18 protein-coding genes and 1 tRNA gene are annotated in these 20,167 nt (G+C 72.8%); 4 read left to right on the top strand and 15 right to left on the bottom strand.

The window, feature by feature from the left end; genetic code table 11:
- Positions 1–308: 308 nt before the first annotated feature.
- The 4 genes from DEJ46_RS26095 to DEJ46_RS26080 all read right to left on the bottom strand — a co-directional run bounded on the left by DEJ46_RS26095 (position 309) and on the right by DEJ46_RS26080 (position 6,148).
- On the bottom strand, positions 309–1,784 hold the full coding sequence (locus DEJ46_RS26095) for an LAETG motif-containing sortase-dependent surface protein (RefSeq protein WP_150270155.1): 1,476 nt from the start codon (positions 1,782–1,784) through the stop codon (positions 309–311).
- A gap of 224 nt (positions 1,785–2,008) precedes the next feature.
- Complete coding sequence (locus DEJ46_RS26090) at positions 2,009–2,467, bottom strand: single-stranded DNA-binding protein (RefSeq protein ID WP_150270154.1); 459 nt, start codon at positions 2,465–2,467, stop codon at positions 2,009–2,011.
- A gap of 200 nt (positions 2,468–2,667) precedes the next feature.
- Complete coding sequence (locus tag DEJ46_RS26085; protein ID WP_411757837.1) at positions 2,668–4,500, bottom strand: GTPase; 1,833 nt, start codon at positions 4,498–4,500, stop codon at positions 2,668–2,670.
- A 31-nt stretch (positions 4,501–4,531) separates the two neighbouring features.
- Complete coding sequence (locus DEJ46_RS26080; protein ID WP_150270150.1) at positions 4,532–6,148, bottom strand: dynamin family protein; 1,617 nt, start codon at positions 6,146–6,148, stop codon at positions 4,532–4,534.
- Between the two features lie 303 nt (positions 6,149–6,451).
- On the opposite strand from DEJ46_RS26080, the gene DEJ46_RS26075 reads away from it, so the two are divergent.
- Positions 6,452–6,524: transfer RNA gene (locus tag DEJ46_RS26075), tRNA-Arg, on the top strand.
- Between the two features lie 38 nt (positions 6,525–6,562).
- Here the strand turns inward: DEJ46_RS26075 and DEJ46_RS26070 are convergent.
- Both DEJ46_RS26070 and DEJ46_RS26065 read right to left on the bottom strand, forming a co-directional pair.
- On the bottom strand, positions 6,563–7,792 hold the full coding sequence (locus DEJ46_RS26070) for an MFS transporter (RefSeq protein WP_150270148.1): 1,230 nt from the start codon (positions 7,790–7,792) through the stop codon (positions 6,563–6,565).
- Positions 7,789–9,189, bottom strand: coding sequence for an NAD(P)-binding domain-containing protein (locus DEJ46_RS26065; protein ID WP_150270146.1), 1,401 nt, complete (start codon positions 9,187–9,189; stop codon positions 7,789–7,791). Before DEJ46_RS26065 ends, DEJ46_RS26070 begins: the two co-directional genes overlap by 4 nt.
- A 122-nt stretch (positions 9,190–9,311) precedes the next feature.
- On the opposite strand from DEJ46_RS26065, the gene DEJ46_RS26060 reads away from it, so the two are divergent.
- Together DEJ46_RS26060 and DEJ46_RS26055 are read left to right on the top strand one after the other, a co-directional pair.
- Entirely contained in the window at positions 9,312–9,674 is a 363-nt protein-coding gene (locus DEJ46_RS26060; RefSeq protein WP_150270144.1) for an ArsR/SmtB family transcription factor, read from the top strand.
- Positions 9,671–10,174, top strand: a complete 504-nt coding sequence (locus tag DEJ46_RS26055) for a GNAT family N-acetyltransferase (protein WP_150270142.1) — start codon at positions 9,671–9,673, stop codon at positions 10,172–10,174. The genes DEJ46_RS26060 and DEJ46_RS26055 overlap by 4 nt, the downstream gene beginning before the upstream one ends.
- A 31-nt stretch (positions 10,175–10,205) precedes the next feature.
- Here the strand turns inward: DEJ46_RS26055 and DEJ46_RS26050 are convergent, their stop codons facing one another.
- The 3 genes from DEJ46_RS26050 to DEJ46_RS26040 form a co-directional block, all read right to left on the bottom strand.
- On the bottom strand, positions 10,206–11,267 hold the full coding sequence (locus DEJ46_RS26050) for an ArsO family NAD(P)H-dependent flavin-containing monooxygenase (protein WP_150270140.1): 1,062 nt from the start codon (positions 11,265–11,267) through the stop codon (positions 10,206–10,208).
- Positions 11,264–12,034: an aquaporin gene (locus tag DEJ46_RS26045; protein WP_150270138.1), complete on the bottom strand. Its 771-nt coding sequence runs from the start codon at positions 12,032–12,034 to the stop codon at positions 11,264–11,266. Before DEJ46_RS26045 ends, DEJ46_RS26050 begins: the two co-directional genes overlap by 4 nt.
- A gap of 92 nt (positions 12,035–12,126) precedes the next feature.
- Complete coding sequence (locus DEJ46_RS26040) at positions 12,127–12,441, bottom strand: ArsR/SmtB family transcription factor (protein WP_150270136.1); 315 nt, start codon at positions 12,439–12,441, stop codon at positions 12,127–12,129.
- An 80-nt stretch (positions 12,442–12,521) separates the two neighbouring features.
- Between DEJ46_RS26040 and DEJ46_RS26035 the strand changes: the two genes are divergently transcribed.
- Positions 12,522–12,938, top strand: a complete 417-nt coding sequence (locus tag DEJ46_RS26035; RefSeq protein WP_150270134.1) for an arsenate reductase ArsC — start codon at positions 12,522–12,524, stop codon at positions 12,936–12,938.
- A 19-nt stretch (positions 12,939–12,957) separates the two neighbouring features.
- Here the strand turns inward: DEJ46_RS26035 and DEJ46_RS26030 are convergent, their stop codons facing one another.
- From DEJ46_RS26030 to DEJ46_RS26005, 6 genes are all read right to left on the bottom strand, one after another.
- Positions 12,958–14,034, bottom strand: coding sequence for an MmcQ/YjbR family DNA-binding protein (locus DEJ46_RS26030; protein ID WP_150270132.1), 1,077 nt, complete (start codon positions 14,032–14,034; stop codon positions 12,958–12,960).
- A gap of 37 nt (positions 14,035–14,071) precedes the next feature.
- The gene (locus tag DEJ46_RS26025) at positions 14,072–15,337 is read right to left on the bottom strand and encodes an ATP-grasp domain-containing protein (protein ID WP_150270130.1); all 1,266 of its coding nucleotides are present in this window, start codon (positions 15,335–15,337) and stop codon (positions 14,072–14,074) included.
- A gap of 102 nt (positions 15,338–15,439) precedes the next feature.
- Positions 15,440–16,711: an MFS transporter gene (locus DEJ46_RS26020; protein ID WP_150270128.1), complete on the bottom strand. Its 1,272-nt coding sequence runs from the start codon at positions 16,709–16,711 to the stop codon at positions 15,440–15,442.
- The gene (locus DEJ46_RS26015; RefSeq protein WP_150270126.1) at positions 16,708–18,099 is read right to left on the bottom strand and encodes an FAD-binding oxidoreductase; all 1,392 of its coding nucleotides are present in this window, start codon (positions 18,097–18,099) and stop codon (positions 16,708–16,710) included. Before DEJ46_RS26015 ends, DEJ46_RS26020 begins: the two co-directional genes overlap by 4 nt.
- Positions 18,100–18,130: 31 nt before the next feature.
- Positions 18,131–18,982: an isocitrate lyase/phosphoenolpyruvate mutase family protein gene (locus DEJ46_RS26010; RefSeq protein ID WP_150270124.1), complete on the bottom strand. Its 852-nt coding sequence runs from the start codon at positions 18,980–18,982 to the stop codon at positions 18,131–18,133.
- Between the two features lie 98 nt (positions 18,983–19,080).
- Entirely contained in the window at positions 19,081–20,166 is a 1,086-nt protein-coding gene (locus tag DEJ46_RS26005) for an FAD-dependent oxidoreductase (RefSeq protein ID WP_150270122.1), read from the bottom strand.
- Position 20,167 lies beyond the last annotated feature (1 nt).

The raw sequence follows: 20,167 nt of genomic DNA, 5'->3' as shown, positions 1-20,167 counted from the left end.
TACACCCCATCTTGCCTGACCGCCACCCTCAGGCGGAAACCGGTAAGACCGGCGCGGGGGCGGAGCGGGGGCGGAGACGGGGCCGGGGCGGGCGCCGGGCGGCGCGGGCGCAGGCGGGCCCGGAGGGGCTTCGCGGGGGCTCTGGAGGGGCGGAAGAGGCCCCGGACGTGCGACGGCCCCCGCACGGCCCCGGGCGCTGACGCGCATCAGGGTCGTACGAGGGCCGTGCGATGGCCGTGCGGTCATCGGGCGGGGCTTCACGGAGTGACCCGCGTGTGACGCGGATCACTCCATGGAGTCGGTCGCCGTCAGTGACCGGCGGTCTTCTTCTTGCGGAGGATGAACACCGCGGCTCCACCGATCACGACGAGCGCGGCGGCGATGCCGGCGATCATCGGGGTCGCGTTGGAGCTGCCGGTCTCGGCGAGGTCGCCGCCACCGGTGGTGCCGGTGGTGCCGGTCGTGCCGGTGGTGTCACCGGTCGGGGCCGAGGTCGACGGCGAGGCCGACGGGGTCTCCGTCGCGGGCTGCGTGGAGGGGGTCTCCGACGGCTCGGTCGAGGGCTCCGTGGTGGGGGTCTCGGAGGGCTTCGGGCCGGGGGTGGCCGTCTTGCAGTCCAGGACGCCCTCGAAGGTCTCCTCGAAGCCGTTCGGGCCGGTGATCGTGAACTTGTACGCCTCGTCCTCGGCGACCGGGACCGGGATGGTCTTCGTCTCACCGGCGGCGATCGTGTGCGAGGTGCCCTTCAGGTCGAAGGTCCAGGCCTCGTCGCCCTCGTTGGAGGCGATGATCTCCAGGCCGCCCTTGGCGCAGTCCTTCGCGACCGTGACGGCCGGGACGGCACCCTTCTTCGCCCAGGTCGCGGAGGCCTTGGCGTTGACGGTGGAGGCGGTGGAGCCCGCGAGGATCAGCGTCTGGGACGGGCCGTCGACGGAGACGAAGGCACGGCCCAGGGAGACCTCGGCGGTGGCCTCGGCGGTCAGCTCGGCGCTGCCGTCGGCGGTGCCGGCGGGGACGTCGAAGAAGATCTCGTCGCCGTTCTTCGCCTCGGTGACCGGCTGGCCGGCCTTGTCGACGATCTTGACGCCGGCCGGGGCACCCGGGGCGACCGCGATGGTCGGCTTGGAGTTGGTGGTGACGGTGATCGGGCCGAGCTTCTCGCCGGCCTTGCCCGCGACGGAGGACGGGGAGAGGGCCAGGGAGGCCTTCGGCTCCTCCAGCGTGACGGCGTCCTTGAGGAGCTGCTCCGTCAGCTTCTTCGCGTCGTCACTCTTCGGCGTGGCCGTGACGTCGTCGGAGAGCGTCCAGATCGCGGCCTGGGTGCCGGCGGCGGCCTCGCCCTTGGAGAGCTCCACGCCGAGCTTCGAGCCGAGCCGGTCGGCGGAGAGCTCCGGGTAGCCGTTCTTCAGGATCCAGAGGATCTTGCCCGCGTTCTCGTTGTTGTGCAGGGAGGACTCGTCCCAGCCGACTTCCTTGTAGTTGAAGTCGGCCCGCGCCGGGGTGCGGAGGTCGATGCAGTAGGTGAAGAGCGTGCCTCCACCTCCGACCTCCATCTTGAAGAGACCACCCTGGACCGGCCACTTGTCGCCGTTCTTCTCGGTGATCTCGACGCCGCCGACGTCATCCGTCAGACCGCCGAGCTTCGCCGTGACACCGCCCGTACCCGGGGCGGGCTCATCGGCGAACGCCGGAGCGGCGGTCGCTATCGCACCAGCCGCGACGAGGCCGGAGACCAGGGTCGCGGCGGCCAGACGGGCAGCACCCCGCCCACGAACTGAAAACATTGCATTCCCCTCCGGGCGCACCGCTCCGCGAACTTGGTCGATTCGCATGGGGGGAGCGCACGCCAGCAGACTCACAGACTCGATGGGCTCATGTGCCACATGAGTACCCGGGAATCCTATGGATGCGGAACCCCCCGGTGCCCTGCCATACGTTCAGATAACCATTCCGAATCAGAATCGTTATCCCCCCGGCGAGTTGGTCGACAAATCCCCACCACACATGGTCAAGGGGCGGTCACCAACCGCTGCGCGGCCTCCGTCCACGGGTCCTGCCCCGACGCCTGGACGAGGGTCGGTCCGGGCTCCGGCAGGGGCACTTGCTCCGCTTTCGCCACCCTTCGGAAGGCCGCCGTACCCCGCGTCAGATCGTGCCCCACGGCCAGTGCGTCCACGTCCACGAACGTCTTGCGCTGCCCGTCGCGTTCGTCCTCCCTGACCTTCAACCGGCCGTGCACCACGAGCGGTTCCCCGACGGAGACCGAGGCCGCGAGGTTCGCCCCGAGCGACCGCCAGGCCGACACCGTGTAGAAGCTCGTGTTCCCGTCGGACCAGAGCCCCGTATCCCTGTCCCGGCGCCGCGCGGTCACCGCGAAGCGGAACCGCGCCACCCCGCCTCCGGCCGTCTCCCGGTACTCCACCGCCGTCGCCACGTTGCCGACGAGCGTCACGGTCGTGTCGTTCATGGTTCCGCCCCCACCTCTGCGTCCACCTGCGTGTTTCTCTCGGTCGACACCATGATGGGGGCGGTGGGGGCGTTCCCGCCGAGACCTGTGGACAAGCTGACCATTGGGGACAACTCCCTCACCCGGAAGGGGAGAAGGGAAACAGGAACGGGAGGTGGGGAAGGCCGGCAGGACGCCCTCCCCCACCTCCCGTTCCCCCGTTACCTCCCCCGGACGCCCGTCCGCGTCGCTCCCAGCCGCGCCGAGAAGCCGGACCGGAGTCCGCCGACCACCCGCGCCGAGGGACGGACACCGACCACCGTCGCGTACTGCTCGCGCACCTCCCGGTAGCGCATCAGCTCCGCCGCCACCGGGTCGAGCACCCGGGCCCGGCCGCAGGCCGCGGCGGCCTCCCGCAGCCGGCGCTCGGCCTCCTGCCCGTACCGCCGGGCGGGGCCCTTCACCGCGCCCTCGCAGGCCCATTCGACGAGCGGCCCGCCGACGATGCCACCGAGCATCACCAGGACCGGCGGAAGGAGCCCCGGCTCCACGACGCCGACGATCTGGCCCACCAGCCAGAGCGCGCCGAAGATCTGCAGGAGCGTCATCACGGCCTGCGCGAGGACGGCGGCGGGCCACCAGGCGGGCCGGGGCGGCCGGGCCGCCGGGTCGCCCAGGCCGGCCGTCAGCTCGTCGAGGGCCTCCGGGAGCCCCTCGGCCCCGCGCGCCGCCGCTTCCCGAACGGCCTGCGCCCAAGGGGCGGGGAGTCCGCGCGAGGCCTCGTCGGCGACGATCCGTACCGCCTGCTCGACGCGCTGCCGCGCCGTCAGTTCGTCCTCGGCGGGCGAGTCGAGGCGCGGGTCGGTGGAGCCGTGGGCACGCAGACGCTCGTACCAGCGGTAGAGCCGCAGCCAGGGCGTACCGCAGGCACGGATGGCACCCCGGCGCCAGACCCGCTCGGCGGCCTCCCCGGCGGCCTGGGCGCCGACGGCGAGGGCGAGCCGGTCCGTGAAGTCCCCCCGGGCGCGCTCGTCGAGGCCGGCGCGGCCGTCGGCGAGGTACGCGGGGCGCAGCCGGGCCGCGGCGGCGTCGACGTCGGCGGCGAGGCGGCGCTCGGGCGCGGTCCGTTCCTGGACGAAACTGCCGACGAGCTCACGCAGTTCGGGGATGCCTTCGCCGGTGAGAGCGGAGACGGCGAGGACGGTGGCGCCGGGTTCGCCGTGCTCGCCGAGGGCCACTCCGTCCTCGTCGAGGAGGCGCCGCAGGTCGTCGAGGACGAGGTCGGCGGCCTCGGTGCCGAGCCGGTCGATCTGGTTGAGGACGACGAAGGTGACCTCGGCATGCCCGGCGAGGGGGCGGAGGTAGCGCTCGTGGAGGGCGGCGTCGGCGTACTTCTCGGGGTCGACGACCCAGATGACGGCGTCGACGAGGCCGAGGACCCGGTCGACCTGGTCGCGGTGGGCGGTGACGGCCGAGTCGTGGTCGGGGAGGTCGACGAGGACGAGGCCCTGGAGGTCGGCGTCGGCCGCGCCGCCCGCGAGGGGGCGGCGGCGGAGCCGGCTGGGGACGGCGAGGCGGTCGAGGAGGCCGGCGGCTCCTTCGGACCAGCTGAGCGCGATGGGCGCGGAGGTGGTGGGGCGGCGCAGGCCGGTCTCGGAGACGGGGACGCCGGCGAGGGCGTTGAAGAGGGTGGACTTGCCGCTGCCGGTGGCGCCGGCGATGGCGATCACGGTGTGCCGGGAGGAGAGCCGCTGGCGGGCGGCGGCCTCGTCGAGGACGCGCCCGGCCTCGGCGAGGGCCTCGCTCTCGACCCGGGTGCGGGAGAGCCCGACGAGCTCGTGGAGGGCGTCGAGGCGGGTACGGAGGGGACCTCCGTAGTTCCCGCCGAGGGCGGGGAGCATGTCCTCCTCGGGCGCCTCCCGCTCCTTCTCCCCCGCCGCGACGGCGGCCCGCTCGCTCGCTCGCCGGGCGATCAGCCCGTCGTCCCAACTCCCGGCCCCTGCCGCGCCCCTTGCCCCGGCCCCGTTCCCGTTCCCGGATCCGGATCCGCGCACACGGCCTCGCTCGCCGTCCACATCCACCACGTCACTTCTCCTTCTGCAGTACGGAGAGCGCGGCGATGAGCTCCGCCTGCGGCTCGGGGGTCACGTCGAGTCCGTCGAGGGGCGCGAGGCGCCGGTCGCGCTCTGCGTGCAGGACGCGGTCGACGTACGAGAGGACCAGTTCGCCGCCCTTGTCGCGCAGGCGCAGGGCGGCCTGGGCGCCGAGGAGTTCGGCGAGGCGGTCGCCGGCCGCCCGGGCGCGCCGGCCGCCGAGGAGGGAGGCGGCGAGGAGGGCGGCGACGGTGTCGGCCTCGGGGACGGCGGTGCGGGCCGCGCGCGAACCGGAGGGCCGCTCGACGTTCCGTACCTCCTCCTCGGCCAGTTCTTCGAGTACGCGGCGCCAGCGGCGCACCTCCACTCCGGTCCGCTCCCCCGCGTCCCGGTCACCGCCGGTCCGCGGCGGGCCGAGGGCGTCGGCGGCGGGGTCGCGCTGCCAGGCGTCGCGTACGCGTTCCTCCGCTGCGGCGACCGCGCAGTGCAGGAGGGCGGCGAGGGACTCGGTGAGGGCGTCGAGGAGTTCGTCGGCGGTGCTGTCGCGGGGGTAGGCGCGCCAGCGGGCGCGGGCGTCGCCGGCGAGGACGGCGCCGCGGCCCAGTTGCTGCCGCACGCGCTTGCCCTGCTCGCGGTAGGCGGCGTCGACGACGCCGCCTAGACGGACGGCGGAGGCGTACTGGGCGGCGACGGCGCCGGCCAGTTCGGGGAGCCGGGTGTCGAGGGAGTCGATGACGCCGGTGGCGGTCCGGTCGAGGGCCTGCTGGCGGGCGGCGGGGTCCTCGGCGCGGTGGGCGAGCCAGCCGCGCAGCGGGGCGACGGCGCTGTCGGGCAGGAGCCCGCTGCCGCCGTCGGTGGACTCGGGCAGCTCGGGGATGGTGAAGCGGGGCACGTCGCCGAGGCCCGCCTTGTCGAGGAGGGCCTCGTACTGACGGGAGACCTCGCCGATGACCTGGTGCGGGACGCGGTCGAGGACGGTGACGAGGGTGGCGTCGTACTCCTTCGCGGTACGGAGCAGGTGCCAGGGAACGGCGTCGGCGTACCGCGAGGCGGTGGTGACCATCACCCAGATGTCGGCGGCGCAGATCAACTCGGCGGCGAGGAGGCGGTTCTCGACGACGAGGGAGTCGATGTCGGGCGCGTCGAGCAGGGCGAGCCCGCGCGGCAGGGAGGCGGCGGTCTCGACCCGCAGGGCGTTCTCCTCGGGCGGCTCCTCGCAAGGGTGTTCCTCGTCTGCCTGGGGCAGCCAGACGCGGGTGAGCTGCGGGAGGACGCGCATACCGGCGAACCAGTGGTGGTCCTCGGGGTGACAGACGAGGACGGGGGTGCGGGTGGTGGGTCTGAGCACCCCCGACTCGCTGACGCGCCGTCCGACAAGGGAGTTGACGAGCGTGGACTTCCCGGCCCCGGTGGAGCCGCCGACGACGGCGAGGAGGGGAGCGTCGGGATCCTTCAGGCGGGGCACCAGATAGTCGTCGAGCTGAGCGAGGAGCTCGGCCCGGGTCTGCCGGGCGCGTGATGCGCCGGGGAGAGGGAGTGGGAGACGCACGGCGGCGACACGGTCGCGCAGGGCGGAGAGTGCGTCGATCAGCTGAGGCCGTTCGTCCAAGGTCACCACATGCGAAGAATGCCCAATTTATGAGTGTTTTTGAAGCGTATAGGCGCCCTGCGCGCCGAGAGAAGAGAAGGGCGACCGGGACCGCAGGCATAACGAGTGCACAACACCCGCCCCGAGTGGCGTGAAAACCGCTGCGCGAATCGCACCTGCCTGCGATTATCGTTCCGCTTCACCGAACCTCCACATCGTGCCACGCAGGTGAAGCACCCGGGCCAAGGCGATCGGAGCCCTATCCTTGTCCCGGCAGGCCACACCCCACCCACCAGGGCCTCCAGGCCACACGGCCACCACCCGGCCCCCGTAGCTCAGTGGATAGAGCAGGTGCCTTCTAAGCACTTGGCCGCAGGTTCGAGTCCTGCCGGGGGCGCAGTACCAGGACCCTCCTTCGGGAGGGTCCTTTGTTGTTCAGGGGTGGTGCTTGAGGGGGTGGGACGAGCCGAGGGCGACCAGTGCCGCCGTTCCGGCCAGGGCCGCGAGTGCGGCGAAGAGTTCCGGGTAGCCGCCCAGCGGGGAGGCGAGGAGGGCTGCGGTGAAGGGGGCGAGGGCCGATGCCGTCATGGCGGGGGCGCTGAGGATTCCCGAGAGTTTGCCGTAGTGCTGCGTGCCCCAGCGGTCGGTGACGGCGGTGGCCTGGAGGAGCGTGAGGTTGCCACGGACCATGCCGGCGGCGACGGAGACCGCGATCAACAGCCCATAGGGGCCGGGGGTGATGGCGAGTGCCGCCGTGGTCAGCCCGCCGAGGGCGACGAGGACCACCGTGCGGGTCGTTGTGCCGCTGTGGCGGGTGAGCGGGGCGTAGAGCGTACGGCCGAGGGTCTGGCCGGCGCCGCCGAGGCCGAGGGCCCAGGCCGCCTGGCCGGTGGTGTAGCCGCGTTCGATCAGGAGCGGGACGAGGGTGACGACGACGGCGTACATCGCGAACGCCGAGAGGGTGAAGGCGACCGCGAGCAGGACGAACGGCCTGCTGCGGACGACCTCCTGGGGTGTCGAGTCCGTGTCGGCGGGCGTGGGCGGGGCCTGCGGCCACGGGGCCCGTAGAGCCAGGGCATGGGCGGGGATCGTGACGGCGGCGAGGATCGCCGCGAGCACGAGGTAGGTGGTGCGCCACGTCAGATGGTCCGCGAGGACGGCGGTGAGCGGGGCGAAGAGGGTGGAGGCGAGGCCGCCTGCGAGGGTCACGACGGTGAGGGCGCGGACGTGGTCGGGGGCGAACCATCGGGTGAGGGCGGCGAAGGCGGGCTGGTAGAAGGTGGCGGCCATGGCGAAGCCGGCCAGGAGCCAGCCGGCGAAGAACACCGGCAGGTTCGGGGCCAGGCCCACGATCACCAGGCTCAGGGCGCCCGCCGCGGAGCCCGCGGTCATGACCGTGCGGGGGCCGCGGTGGTCGATGATCCTGCCGACGCGGATTCCGGCGATGCCGGAGACCACCAGGGCGAGCGAGAACGCCGCCATCGTGGCGCCGGCGGGCCAGCCGGTGGCGGCGGTGATCTGGGGGTTCAGGACGGGGAAGGCGTAATAGACGATTCCCCAGCCGGTGATCTGCGTGGCGCAGAGCGCGGGCAGGACGGCGCGGGGCCGCGACCGGTCCCCTGTTCCGGTCGCGGCCCCGTCCGTGCGGGTGTCGAGGTCGGTCACGAGCCGCAGGAAGGCGCCGAGGTCGTGGTGCCGAGCTGGACGAGCGCCGGGGTGGGGGCGCAGCAGCCTCCACCGTCCGCCGGCTGCTGCTCCGTGTCCGGCTGGTCGAAGAGGCCGGCGCCGCCGCACACTCCGGTCTCCGGGAGGACGAGCTCGACGCGTTCGGCGGACTCGCGGTCGCCCGCGATGGCGGCGACGACGGAGCGGACCTGCTCGTATCCGGTGAGGGCGAGGAAGGTCGGGGCGCGGCCGTAGGACTTCATGCCGACGAGGTAGACGCCCTGTTCGGGGTGGGACAGCTCGTTCACGCCGTGGGGGTAGACGGTGCCGCAGGAGTGCTGGTTGGGGTCGATCAGCGGGGCGAGCTCCACCGGCGCCTGGAGGCGCTCGTCGAGACCGAGACGGAGCTCGGAGAGGAAGGAGAGGTCGGGGCGGAAGCCCGTGAGGACGATGACCTCGTCGACCGGGTCGAGCCTGCGGCCGTCCTCGGCCACGAGGACCAGTCGGTCGCCGTCGCGCTCGATCGCGTCCGTACGGAAGCCGGTGACGGCGTCGGCGTGGCCCGCGTCGACCGCCGCCTTCGCGGCGAGCCCCAGTGCGCCGCGGGCGGGGAGCTGGTCGGCCGTACCGCCGCCGAAGGTGGAGCCGGAGATGCCCCGGCGCAGGATCCACACGGCCTTCGCACCCGCGCCGTCCTCCGTCTCGGCCAGTTCGGCGAGGGAGGCGAGGGCGGTGAAGGCGGAGGCGCCCGAGCCGATGACGGCGGTGCGCCTGCCCGCGTACCGGGCCCGGGCGGACGGGTCCTTGAGGTCGGGGACGCGGTAGGTGACGCGGTCGGCTGCGGCCTGCTCCCCGAGGGCGGCGAGGCCGGACGCTCCTGCCGGGCTCGGGGTGGACCACGTGCCGGAGGCGTCGATCACCGCGCGGGCGAACAGCCGCTCCTCGCGGCCGTCGGCGTGGGCGACGTGGACGACGAACGGCTGCGACTCGCGGTCGGCGTCCACGATGCGGTCGCGGCCGGAGCGCGAGACGCCGGTGACGGTGGCGCCGGTGCGGACGCGGTCGCCCAGGACGTCGGCCAGCGGCTGGAGGTAGTCGGCCGCCCAGTCGCCGCCCGTCGGGTACGTCTTCGCGTCGGGCTTCACCCATCCGGTGGGGGCCAGGAGCTTCTCGGCGGCCGGGTCGGTGATCTCGCCCCACGTGGAGAAGAGACGGACGTGCGCCCACTCGCGTACCGCCGCACCGGCCGCCGCACCGGCCTCCAGGACCAGCGGTTCGAGGCCGCGCTCGACAAGGTGGGCGGCAGCGGCCAGGCCGGCGGGCCCGGCTCCGATGACCACGACGGGCAGCTGGTCGGTGGCGGTGGCGGTCACGGCGATTCCCCTTTGTTTCGACATCCATCGATCTCTTCTGCCGTCAGCATGGCACTTGAATCGACAGTCGTCAACATAGACATTTATCGAAGCAAGGCCCCGAGGTCCCCCTGGGCGACTGCTTCGACATGTGTCAACATAGATGCATGTCGAATGTCACCGTGCTGCCGCTCCTTGAGCCCGAGGTCGCCCCCTGCTGCCCGCCGCTCACCGAGCGCCCGCTGAACGCCGAGGAGGCCGAGCGGACCGCAAAGATGTTCAAGGCCCTCGGCGATCCGGTCCGGCTGCGCCTGTTCTCGGCGGTCGCCTCGCACGAGGGCGGCGAGGCGTGCGTCTGCGACATCTCCGACGTCGGCGTCTCGCAGCCGACCGTCTCCCATCACCTGAAGAAGCTGAAGGAGGCCGGTCTGCTTTCCTCCGAGAGGCGCGGGACCTGGGTCTACTACCGCGTCGAGCCGGCCGTCCTCGCCGCCATGGGCGCGCTCCTCACCAAGGCGGCCGCCGCGTGACCGTCGCGACCGCCGTCGTCGTGCCCCTGACCGCCGCACACGCCGACGAGGTCGTCGCGATCTACCAGGCGGGCATCGACGAGGGCAACGCCACCTTCGAGACGACCGCCCCCACCTGGGAGCAGTTCGACGCCGCCAAGCTGCCCGAGCACCGCTTCGCCGCCGTCGACGGGACCGGGCGCGTGCTGGGCTGGGTCGCCGCGACCAAGGTCTCCGACCGGTGCGCGTACGCCGGCGTCGTCGAGCACTCCGTGTACGTCCACCCCGACGCCCGGGGCAGGGGCGTCGCTTCCGTACTGCTGAAGGCGCTCGTCGAGTCCACCGAGGCCGCCGGGATCTGGACCGTCCAGTCCGGCATCTTTCCCGAGAACACCGCGAGCCTGGCCGTGCACGAGCGGGCCGGCTTCCGGGTGATCGGCACTCGCGAGCGCGTCGGCCGCCATCACGGCCGCTGGCGCGACACCGTCCTCGTCGAACGCCGCAGCCCTCACATCGACTGACGGGCCTCGGCCGGTCGGCCCGCTCGCGGGCTCAGACCGCTCCGAGTCGTCCCGCGACGGCGCGCACGGCTTCCCGGGCGGGGCGGCCGACGCCGATGAGGGTGGCGGAAGCGGGGCCGGTCCAGTCGCCGTAGCCGAGGAGGTGGAGGCGGGGCTCGCCGATCGCCTGGGTGCCGGCCGTGGGGATGCGGCCCCGGGGCCCGCGCAGGCCGAGCGGGGCGAGATGGGCGAGGGCGGGGCGGAAGCCGGTGCACCAGATGATCGCGTCCGCCTCCGCGGTCGCCCCGTCGGCCCACGCGACCCCGGTCGGCGTGATCCGGTCGAACATCGGCTGGGCCTTGAGCAGGCCGGCGTCACGGGCTTCGCGTACGGGCGGGACGGCGACGATGTCACCGAGGGAGGCGACGCCACCGGTGTCCGTGCGGCCTTCGTCGAGGGCGCGGCGGCGGGCGGTGGCGTGGTCGAAGAGGGCGCGGCCGTCGATGTCGTCGGCGAGATAGCGCGGTTCGCGCAGGGTGACCCAGGTCAGCTCCGTCTCGTACGCGAGGTCGGCGGCGATCTGCGCCCCGGAGTTGCCGCCGCCGACCACGATCACTTTCCGCGCGGCGAAGTCTCGCGGGCCGCCGTACTCGACCGTGTGGAGCTGGGCGCCCTGGAAGTCCGCACGGCCGGGGACGGCGGGGACGAAGGGGCGTGACCAGGTGCCGGTGGCGCTGATCACCGCGCGGGCGAGCCACGTGCCGGAGTCGGTCTCGACGCGCAGGAGTTCGCCGTCGCGGTGCACGCCGGCCACGCGCACGGGGCGGTGGACGGGGAGCTCGTACCGCTGCTCGTAGTCGGTCAGGTACGAGACGACGTGGGCGGCGTCCGGGTACGTCTCCCCCGGCTGCGGCGGCATGAGCCTTCCCGGCAGCGAGGAGAAGGCGGCCGGCGAGAACAGGTGCAGGGAGTCCCAGGTGTGCTGCCAGGCGCCGCCCGGCGTGGGCCGGGCGTCGAGGATCACGAAGCCGAGGCCGGCCCGGCGCAGGTGGTAGCCGGCGGCGAGCCCGGACTGGCCGCCGCCGATCACCACCACGTCCACCGGCAGGGTCACTCCGCGTCCGCCCTGCCGCGCACGAAGATCACCGCGACCAGAGCCAGGCCCACGGCCGCGCCGATCACCTGCATGCCGATGAACGCCGGGACGGAGGCGGGGGCGATGCCCGCGAACGTGTCGGTGAAGGCGCGGCCGATCGTCACGGCGGGATTGGCGAAGGACGTGGAGGAGGTGAACCAGTAGGCGGCGCCGATGTACGAGGCCACGGCGACGGGCGCGAAGCGGAGCCGGTCGGTGCGGGCCAGGCCGAAGATCAGCAGGATCAGGCCGGCGGTCGCGACGACCTCGCCGAGGAGCAGGTTCCCGGCCGAGCGGTCGTGCGTGGACCACTTCACCAGCGGCTCGCCGAACATCGCGTCCGCCAGGATCGCTCCGAGGATTCCGCCGACGATCTGCGACGGGACGTAGACGGCGAGCTCGCGCCCCGTCACACCCGCGCCGCCACGGCGGGCGGTCCACCACTCGGCCAGGCTGACCGCCGGGTTGAAGTGCGCGCCCGACACCGGCCCGAGGAGGGCGATCAGGACGCCGAGACCGAAGACGGTGGCCGTGGAGTTGGCGAGGAGCTGCAGCGCGACGTCGTCGGTGAGCAGGGTGGCCTGGATGCCGGAGCCGACGACGATCGCCACGAGCGCGGCGGTGCCGACGAGCTCGGCGGCGGCGCGGGCGGCGAGCGGGGTACGGGGCGGGGTGGCGCCCGGCGCGGGCTGCGGCGACGGGTCGGTGGCCATGGCGTCCCTCGCAGCGGGCTCGGTGGCGGTCACGGGCTGGGGCTCCTCGGCAGGTGAGGCACAGGGGGCAGGGTCAGGGAGCGACGTCAGGGAGCGACGTCAGGGAGCGACGTCAGGGAGCGACGTCAGGGGCAGGAGCGCTTGAAGTTCGCCTCTGCGGTCAGGCGCGCGGTCTGCGCGAGGGCGGCGAACTGCCCGGCGAGCTGCTCGACGACGTCCGGCCTGAGCCGGTAGTAGGTGAACCGGCCGCACGGCTCCGTCTCCACCACTCCCGCCTCGCGCAGCACTCTCAGATGGTTGGAGAGGTTGGTCTGCTTTGCGCCGGTCTCCTCCACGAGGTGGGTGGTGCAGAGCGTCTCGCGGGCGAGCAGGGTCACGATCCGGAGGCGCAGGGGGTCGCCCAGCACCCGCATCAGATCAGTGTCGACTGACGTCATCATGCGCTGATACTCTCACATCACTCTGAGCTGATACCAGCCTGGGCTGACCCCCTCCTCCGTCCCTGCCCAAGGAAGAACCGATGACCTCTCCGCTCGCCTCCGTGCTCTTCGTCTGCGTCCACAACGCCGGCCGTTCGCAGATGGCCGCAGGATTCCTCGACCACCTGGCCGGCGACCGCATCGAGGTCCGCTCCGCGGGTTCGGTTCCGGGCGACCGGGTCAACCCGGCCGCCGTCGAAGCCATGGCGGAGGTCGGCGTCGACATCTCCGGCCGGAAGCCGAAGGTCCTGACGACGGAGGCGGTCCAGGCGTCGGACTACGTCATCACCATGGGCTGCGGCGACGCCTGCCCGATCTTCCCCGGCAAGAAGTACCTGGACTGGGCGCTGGAGGATCCGGCCGGCCAGGGCGTCGAGGCCGTCCGCCCCATCCGCGACGAGATCAAGGTCCTCATCGAGGGCCTCATCTCCGAGATCGAGGCGAAGCAGCAGGCGTGACGCCCGTGACGTGCCGGGTTCAGGGGGCGGAGCTCCTCATCGAGAGGCGGACGTAGAGGAACTCGTCCAGGATCTTCGACAGCGGTACGTCGGGGCGGCCCACCAGGCCCGGGAGCTCCGCCTCGGTGGCGCCGGTCTCGGCGAGGACCGCGCTGGCCCAGTCGCGGCCGAGAGTGAGGTGCCGGGTGAAGGCGGCCGCGTCGCGGGTGCCGTGCAGCCGTTCGGCGATCGCCGCGTCCCACGCCATGATCGCCTCCGGGCGCAGGGCGTACAGGGCCTTGGCGGCAGCGGTCGGGCCGAGCGAGCGGACCGACCGGCCCGTCGTGACGGGCAGCGTCACGAGGTCGCCGTAGGCGCGGCCGAAGGCGGCCACGGCGGCGTCGTCCAGGCCGGCGAGCGTGCCGTGGGGCAGGGTGTCGGACCAGGTCGCCCACCAGCCGGCGACTCCGGTGTCGAAGGGGGCGGGCTCACCGGCCCGGGGATAGCGGATGCGGCAGCCCCAGGAGTTGAGCCAGCGCAGCAGGGCGTCGCGGTGGTCGGCGCGGGCGGGGTCCAGCCCCGGGCGGGTGCGCTCGCGGAGGGCGAGCCAGCTCCTGTCGACGCCGGTGAAGCCGTTGAAGACGTCGGCGGCCGCCCGGAGGTCGGCGAAGGTCGGCGCCTCGGCCCACGGCGGCTCTGCGGCAGGCGTCCCGACGGCCGGTGTCCCGACGGCCGGTGTCCCGGCAGCCGATGCCCCGGCGGCCGGCGCGGAGGTGTCTCGCAGGTGTTCGTTCGCCACCCGCCGGGGGACGACCATCCGCCAGGCATCGGTGACGATCTCCCGCATCTCCTCCGCGTCGATCGCGGCCAGCCGTACGCGCACCCAGTTGAAGCGCTCGTCCCTGGGGGCGGGCATCGCGAACTTCTCCGGCTGCGAGGCCACCAGGGCGGCGCGTTCCTCCTTGGGGTACGAGAAGCCCATCACCGTCTCGTCAGGCGAGAGCGCCACGTAGACGATCCTGCCGACCCGGAACTTCACCCGGTCCCGCACGAGCGCCTCATGTGTGCGCGGCAGGGCGAGGGCGTGGGCCCTCACCTCGTCGACCGTCACCGCCATGCCGTCCCCCTCCGACTCCTCGCGCCGCCCGGCGCCTTCAGCTCTCCGGAGTATCCGGCACGGTGACGATGTCGACCTCGGCGAGGGCCTCCTCGGCACGCCGCCGGGCCTCCCGCTCCGTCCCGGCCACGGCGACGGCCGCGCCGATCCGCTCCTTGGAGCTGCGCAGCTTCCGCACGCGGTCTCCCGCCTTCACCGCGACGTTGCAGGAGACCACGTCGGGTACTTCCCTGGCCCGCTCGAGTCCGCCGACCGTCTCGACCACTCCGGGGCGGGCGTGCAGGAAGCGGACGGCCGCCGCCCGCTCGGCGCTGCTGGGCAGGGGGCCCGGCAGCGGCCGGCCCTTCATCAGGGTCCAGAAGTGCCGGACGAGATCCACCGGGTAGGCGCGCTCGATCAGGTCGATGATCCCGTCACCGGCGAAGCGGCCCGCGCACTCCACGAGGAACGGCGTGCCGTCGGAGACGATCCACTCGCAGTGGACCACGCCGCTGCCGAAGCCGACCGCCCCGAGGACCTGCCGCGTCCGCTCGTAGAGCTCGCCCCGCAGCTCCTCCGGAATCCCGGCGGGCACGGCGTGCCCCATCTCGACCGGACGGTCGCCGGGGAAGAGGATCTTCTCGGTCACGTTGGCGAACAGCGGGGTGCCCCGGTCGACCAGCATCTCCACGCTGTACTCGGCGCCGGCCACGTACTGCTCCACGAGCATGCGGACCTCGCGGGGCCGGTCCGGCACGAAGACGCCCTCGTCGTGATCGGTGCACTCGATCCAGGCGGCGTCCGCCTCGTCCGCCGACGAGAGGATCCTGGTCCCCGTGGAGCCCTGCCGGTTCGCCGGCTTCAGCACCACGGGCCCCTCGTGCAGCTCCATGAACTTCCGTACCTCGGAGGCGTCCGCGACGGGCGTCGAGCGCGGGTTGGGGATGCCCGCGGCGGTCGTCACCTTGCGCGTCAGCTCCTTGTCCCGCAGGATCTGCGCCGCGCCGAATCCCGCCCCCGGCAGCCCGTACCGTTCGGCGAGTCTGGCCGCGAACGGCGTCGCGTACTCCTGCAGCGGACCGATCGCGGCGGGCACCAGATCGGGGTGCGCGTTGACGAACGCGTCGGCCGCACCCGGGAGTTGGTACTCCCAGTCGATCACCTCACGGACGACCGGGGAGTCGGCCACCTGCGCGCGTACACCACGCTTACGGATCACGTCCGGCTCATCGATGATGATCACGGACCGGTCGGGCTGGAACTCGGCGAGCGAGGTCACTGCCACCGGGACGAATCCCACCATGATGACGGGGCGGTCGGTCACTGTTGACTCCTTTTCCGCTGTCCGGCTGGACTGAGGGGAGAGAGTGGGGACGGGGATGCCGAGGGCCTGCGCGGCCGAGATCGCCTACGCGGCCGAGATCGCCTACGCGGCCGTGGTCGCCTCCGCGACCTCCTCGACCTCCTGCTTCGGGCTCTTGTCCCGGGCCTCGCTCAGCCCGTACGCCGCGAAGAGCGCCGCGAGGGCTCCGGCCGCCCCGCACAGCAGCCAGACGCCGTTCCCGAAGGCGCCCCAGGCGAGGACGCCCAGGGTCGTGCCCGTCGCCGAGCCGAGGGAGAACGCGGCCTGCGAGGAGCCGATGGCACGCCCCTTGACGTTCTCCGGCTTGCCGGCGGGATGCGCCCACAGCGTGGGGCCGCTCACCATCATTCCGCTCACGAACACGGCCGTGCCCAGCAGGATCACGACGGGGGACCCGGAGATCGCGTAAGCGGTCAGGCCGAGGGCCATGACGAAGGTCCCCGCTCCGGCCGCCACCGGCGCCTTCCACTCGGAGACGTAGCTGGTGATCTTCAGCTCAAGGGCGATCAGGAGTCCCGACGAGAGCGCGAGGGCGCTGCTGTACAGGGCTGTCGGGTTGCCGTCCGCCTGGACCTTGAGGGGCAGCACGGCCATGAACTGCATGTAGAACATGGCGCTCAGCGTCATCGAGGCCAGGTAGAGGACGAACTTGGTGTCGCGCAGCATCGCGAGGTAGCCGACCTTCTCGACCGGCTGCCCCTCGGCCGTGGCGCCGGGCGCGCCGTCGGTCCGCTTGCCGGCCTTGGCCGGGAGGAACACCAGGGAGAGCAGTGCGTACGCCAGCGCGGTGGCACCGTCCACCCAGTAGAGCAGGTCCCAGTTCGCCAGGGTGAGGGCCGCTGCCGCGAACGGGCCGATGACGGCGCCGAGGTTGAGCGCGGTACGCATCATCGAGAAGGCCATCACCCGCAGTTCCGCGGGCATCACCGCGTTCAGCAGGGCCGAGGCCCCCGGGCGGTACGCCGCCGTCGCGGCACCGGCCGCGCCGATCAGCACCGCGACGAAGGCGAAGTTGGACGGGTCCTTCAGGAACGGCAGGCTCGCCACCAGCAGGGCCGAGCAGCTCATCGCGATGACGATGGTGTTGCGGGGGCCGAGCCGCTGGGTCAGCTCGCCGCCGATCAGACCGCCGATCAGCGCACCGAGGCTGTAGGCGCCGAGGCAGATGCCGGCGCGCTTCATCGACCAGTCGTTGTGCACCAGGTAGAGCACCAGGAAGGTCTGGACGAACGCGCCCATCTGGTTGACGAATACTCCGCCGAGGAGGAAGCGGGCCGTACTCGGCGTCGCCTTCAGCGCGGCGAACACACCGATCCGCTTGGCGTCGTCTGTCATGACTGAATCCCTTGATCAAAACCGAACACGTTCGTGGGGTCGTACGTGCGCTTCACCTCGACGAGCCGCGGGTAGTTGGCCCCGTAGTAGGCCTGCCGCCAGTCGTCCAGTTCCGGGTCGACGAAGTTCTGGTACGACGCGTCGGACATGTAGGAGCCCATGTCGGCGTAGAGGCCGTTGACCCAGTCCTGGACCGCGTCGACCTGCTGCGCGGAGTCCTCGCGGCTCCAGGAGGCGTCCATCGAGGCGAGGAACATCGTGTCCCGGTGCACGAACGCGCTGTCGGCCGCGGGCACCTCGTTGATGGCGCCGCCCCAGGCGAACATGCCGAGTCCGCCCCCGTCCGGGTTCCTGCTCCCCGGCCACTTCTCCATCCAGGTCAGGATCGACCGGATCCCCTGCCCGGAGACGGGCTGCTTCACATATCTCGTACGGGTCATGAAATGGTCGTCGACCGGCGAGGGGTGCGACATGTTCCCCTTCGCCTCCCAGTACGTCTGGTCCACGAAGTGACTGCTCCGCGGAGTCGCCGCGGAGAGCACCGGCGCCAGGATCTCGCGCAGCTCCTCGGAGGGCCCGAAGTAGTAGCCCGAGACCCCGACGAAGCGGTTCCCGGCAGCCGAGAGCGAGTCGGCGCCGGACGTGGCGACCCTCAGGTTGAGGGAGAAGTCGTGCGGCGCCTCCGGCATGAGGCGCTGCACGGCATCGACCACGCGCTCCGCGTCCGACCAGTCCCAGGTCAGCCGGCACATCGACACATCGCGCGCCGGGTGCGTCCGGAAGGTGAGCGACACGTTGATGCCGAAGTTCCCGCCGCCGCCGCCCCGGCAGGCCCAGAACAGGTCCGGGTTCTCCGTCTCGTTGCACACGAGCACGTCGCCGTTCGCGGTGACGACCGTGGTCTCGACGAGGGAGTCGCAGGTGAGCCCGAGCGACCGGGAGGCGTACTCGCATCCGCCGCCGAGGGTGAGTCCGGCGATGCCGACCAGCGGGCTGGTCCCGGTCGGGACGGTCAGTTCGTAGGGCCGCAGCCGGTCGTGCACCTGTCCGGTGCGCGCGCCGCCGCCGGCGGTGACCAGACCGGTCGACGCGTCGACGTCGACGAGCGAGCACCTGCCGAGGTCCACGACCAGGCCGTCGTTGAGCGAGTAGCCCGCGAAGCTGTGGCCGCCGGAGCGCGCGACGACGGGAACGCCGTGCTCGCGCGCCCACAGGACGGACCTTCTGACGTCCTCGGTGTCGGCGGCCGCGACGACCGCCCGAGGGGTACGGGTGCCCTCGTGGCGCTTGTTGCGCACGTGGGTGGCCACCCGGTAGCCGGGGTCACCCGGCCGGAAGAGTCGCCCTCGCAGCTCGCCGGCCAGCCCTGCCCAGTTCGGGTCGATCACGTGTCCTCCTGCCTCGACTCGGATTCCGCGCTCAGACGAAGAGACCGTTGAGGTCGAAGTACGTCAGCGGGTCCGCGTTCTTGGCGTCGCCGTCCTTGGAGTCGCCGTCCTCGGCGAGCAGTTCGCGGGCGGCGGCGCGCGCCGCGGTGTAGGCGATCTCCGCCATCGCGGTGCCCACGCTGATGCGCTGCACGCCGGCGGCGGCGAGTTCGGCCACGCTCGGGCCACCCGGCCCGGTCATCGCGTTGATCGGCAGCGGGGAGGCGCCGACGAGCAGCTTGAGGACGGGCAGGCTGACCAGACCCGGCACGAACAGGCAGTCGGCGCCGGCCTCGGCGTAGGCCCGGGCCCTGCTCACGACCTCGTCGAAGCGCTCGGACGCCTCGCCGACCTCGAAGAGGAAGACGTCGGTACGGGCGTTGATCAGGAGGTCCTGGACGCCGACCTGGGCCGCCGCCTCACGGGCCGCGCTGATGCGCTCCGACTGGGCCTCCACACCGAAGAGCGTGGTGTCCGCGGCGCCCGAGTCCTCGAGGTTGATCCCGACGACGCCCGCGGCGACGGCGGCGCGGACGGTCTCGGCCACGTCCTGCGCGGAGGGACCGTAGCCGCCCTCGATGTCGGCGGTCACCGGCACGTCGACGACGGAGGCGATGCGCTCGGCCATCGCGAGCATCTCGGTCCGCGACAGGCCCTGCCCGTCAGGACGTCCCAGGGCCCAGGAGACTCCGCCGCTGGTGGTCGCGACGGCCTTGGCGCCCGCCTCCGCGAACAGCGCGGCACTCGCGGCATCCCAGGCGTTGGGCAGCACGAGGGTGCTTCCGGAGTGGTACGAGTGCAGCAGCTGGGCCTTGGCGTTCAGGGAGGAGTGAGCAGTGGCCATGGGATCACCTTTCGGAGGACGGCCGCCGTCGGGCCGTCGTTTGTCGCGGAGTTCGTGGGGGGAGGGAGGGGGGAGCGCCGGTATCCACCCGGCCGGCTTCATCTCTGTGCCTGCGAGCCCCCCGGGTGTGCCGCCGCGAGGCGGTCGAGGAGTCCGGCGGCCGCGGTCCGGCTCGCGGCGAGGACCGTCTTGGCGGCGCCCCCGCTTCCCCCGGTGAACGTGTACACCGGCGAACCGTCCTCCAGGTCGCGCAGGGCGAGACCCGGCTCCCGGTGGTAGCAGTCCGACGAACTGAACCCCTCCACGCCGGACGGCTCCAGCTTCAGCCGGAGCCGCTCCGAGGCCACCTCCAGCAGCGTGCCGATCAGGGACGGGTCGACGCCGACGCCGTCCGGGTCGACGCCCCACCGGTCCGTGGGGATCCCGAGGAGCAGGCCGCCGTCCGTCAGCGGACGCCCGTAGAGACCGCTGGTCTCGTCGGTGAACGCGCCGAGCCCCGGCGGGGCGACGGGGCAGCGGACGTACTGGATCGCCTTGGTCCGGAAGCCGCCGGCCACCGGATCGTGGTCGAGCAGCAGGTGCGGCGTCCATGCGCCGGCCGCGACCACGACGGCCCGGAAGCCCTTCGCGTGCTCGCGGTCGACGCCCTGGAGCGTGCCGTCGGGCAGGACTCCGGTCACGAGTTCCTGGGAGACCGCGACCCGGGACCCGAGCAGCTCGCTCGTCATCGACGTGCGCAGCCGGTGCGGGGAGAAGTACCCGCCCTGCCGCTCCACCACCGCGACGGTGCCGTCGGGCAGGCCCCGGACCGGGCAGGGCCCGGGGAGGTCCTCGACCGCCGACCACGTCAGCGAGCCGGGCAGTCTGGCCTCCACGATCGAGGCCAGGGCCGCCACGTCGGCGCTCCCGGGCTCCAGGAAGTAGTGGGAGCCGACCTCGCGGTAGTCCGCCCGGTCCCGCAGCGCGGGACCGGCGACCAGCTCGGCCAGGCTCTCCGAGGCCGCGAGACACGACTCGGCGTCGGTCTCGAAGCCTCGGACCATTCCTCCGGAGGCACCGGTGGCGTCCCCCCGGACACTGCGGTGGCCGACGAAGAGCGTGATCTCCACGTCGGGGTCGAGCCGGCGCAGCCGCCAGGCGAGCGCCGCACCGGCGATGCCACCACCGATCACCGCGATACTCATC

It is taken from the genome of Streptomyces venezuelae (assembly GCF_008642375.1).
Taxonomy (GTDB): domain Bacteria; phylum Actinomycetota; class Actinomycetes; order Streptomycetales; family Streptomycetaceae; genus Streptomyces; species Streptomyces venezuelae_G.
Note: the sequence above shows the minus strand (reverse complement) of the source record. Positions and strands in the feature narration are given on the sequence as shown.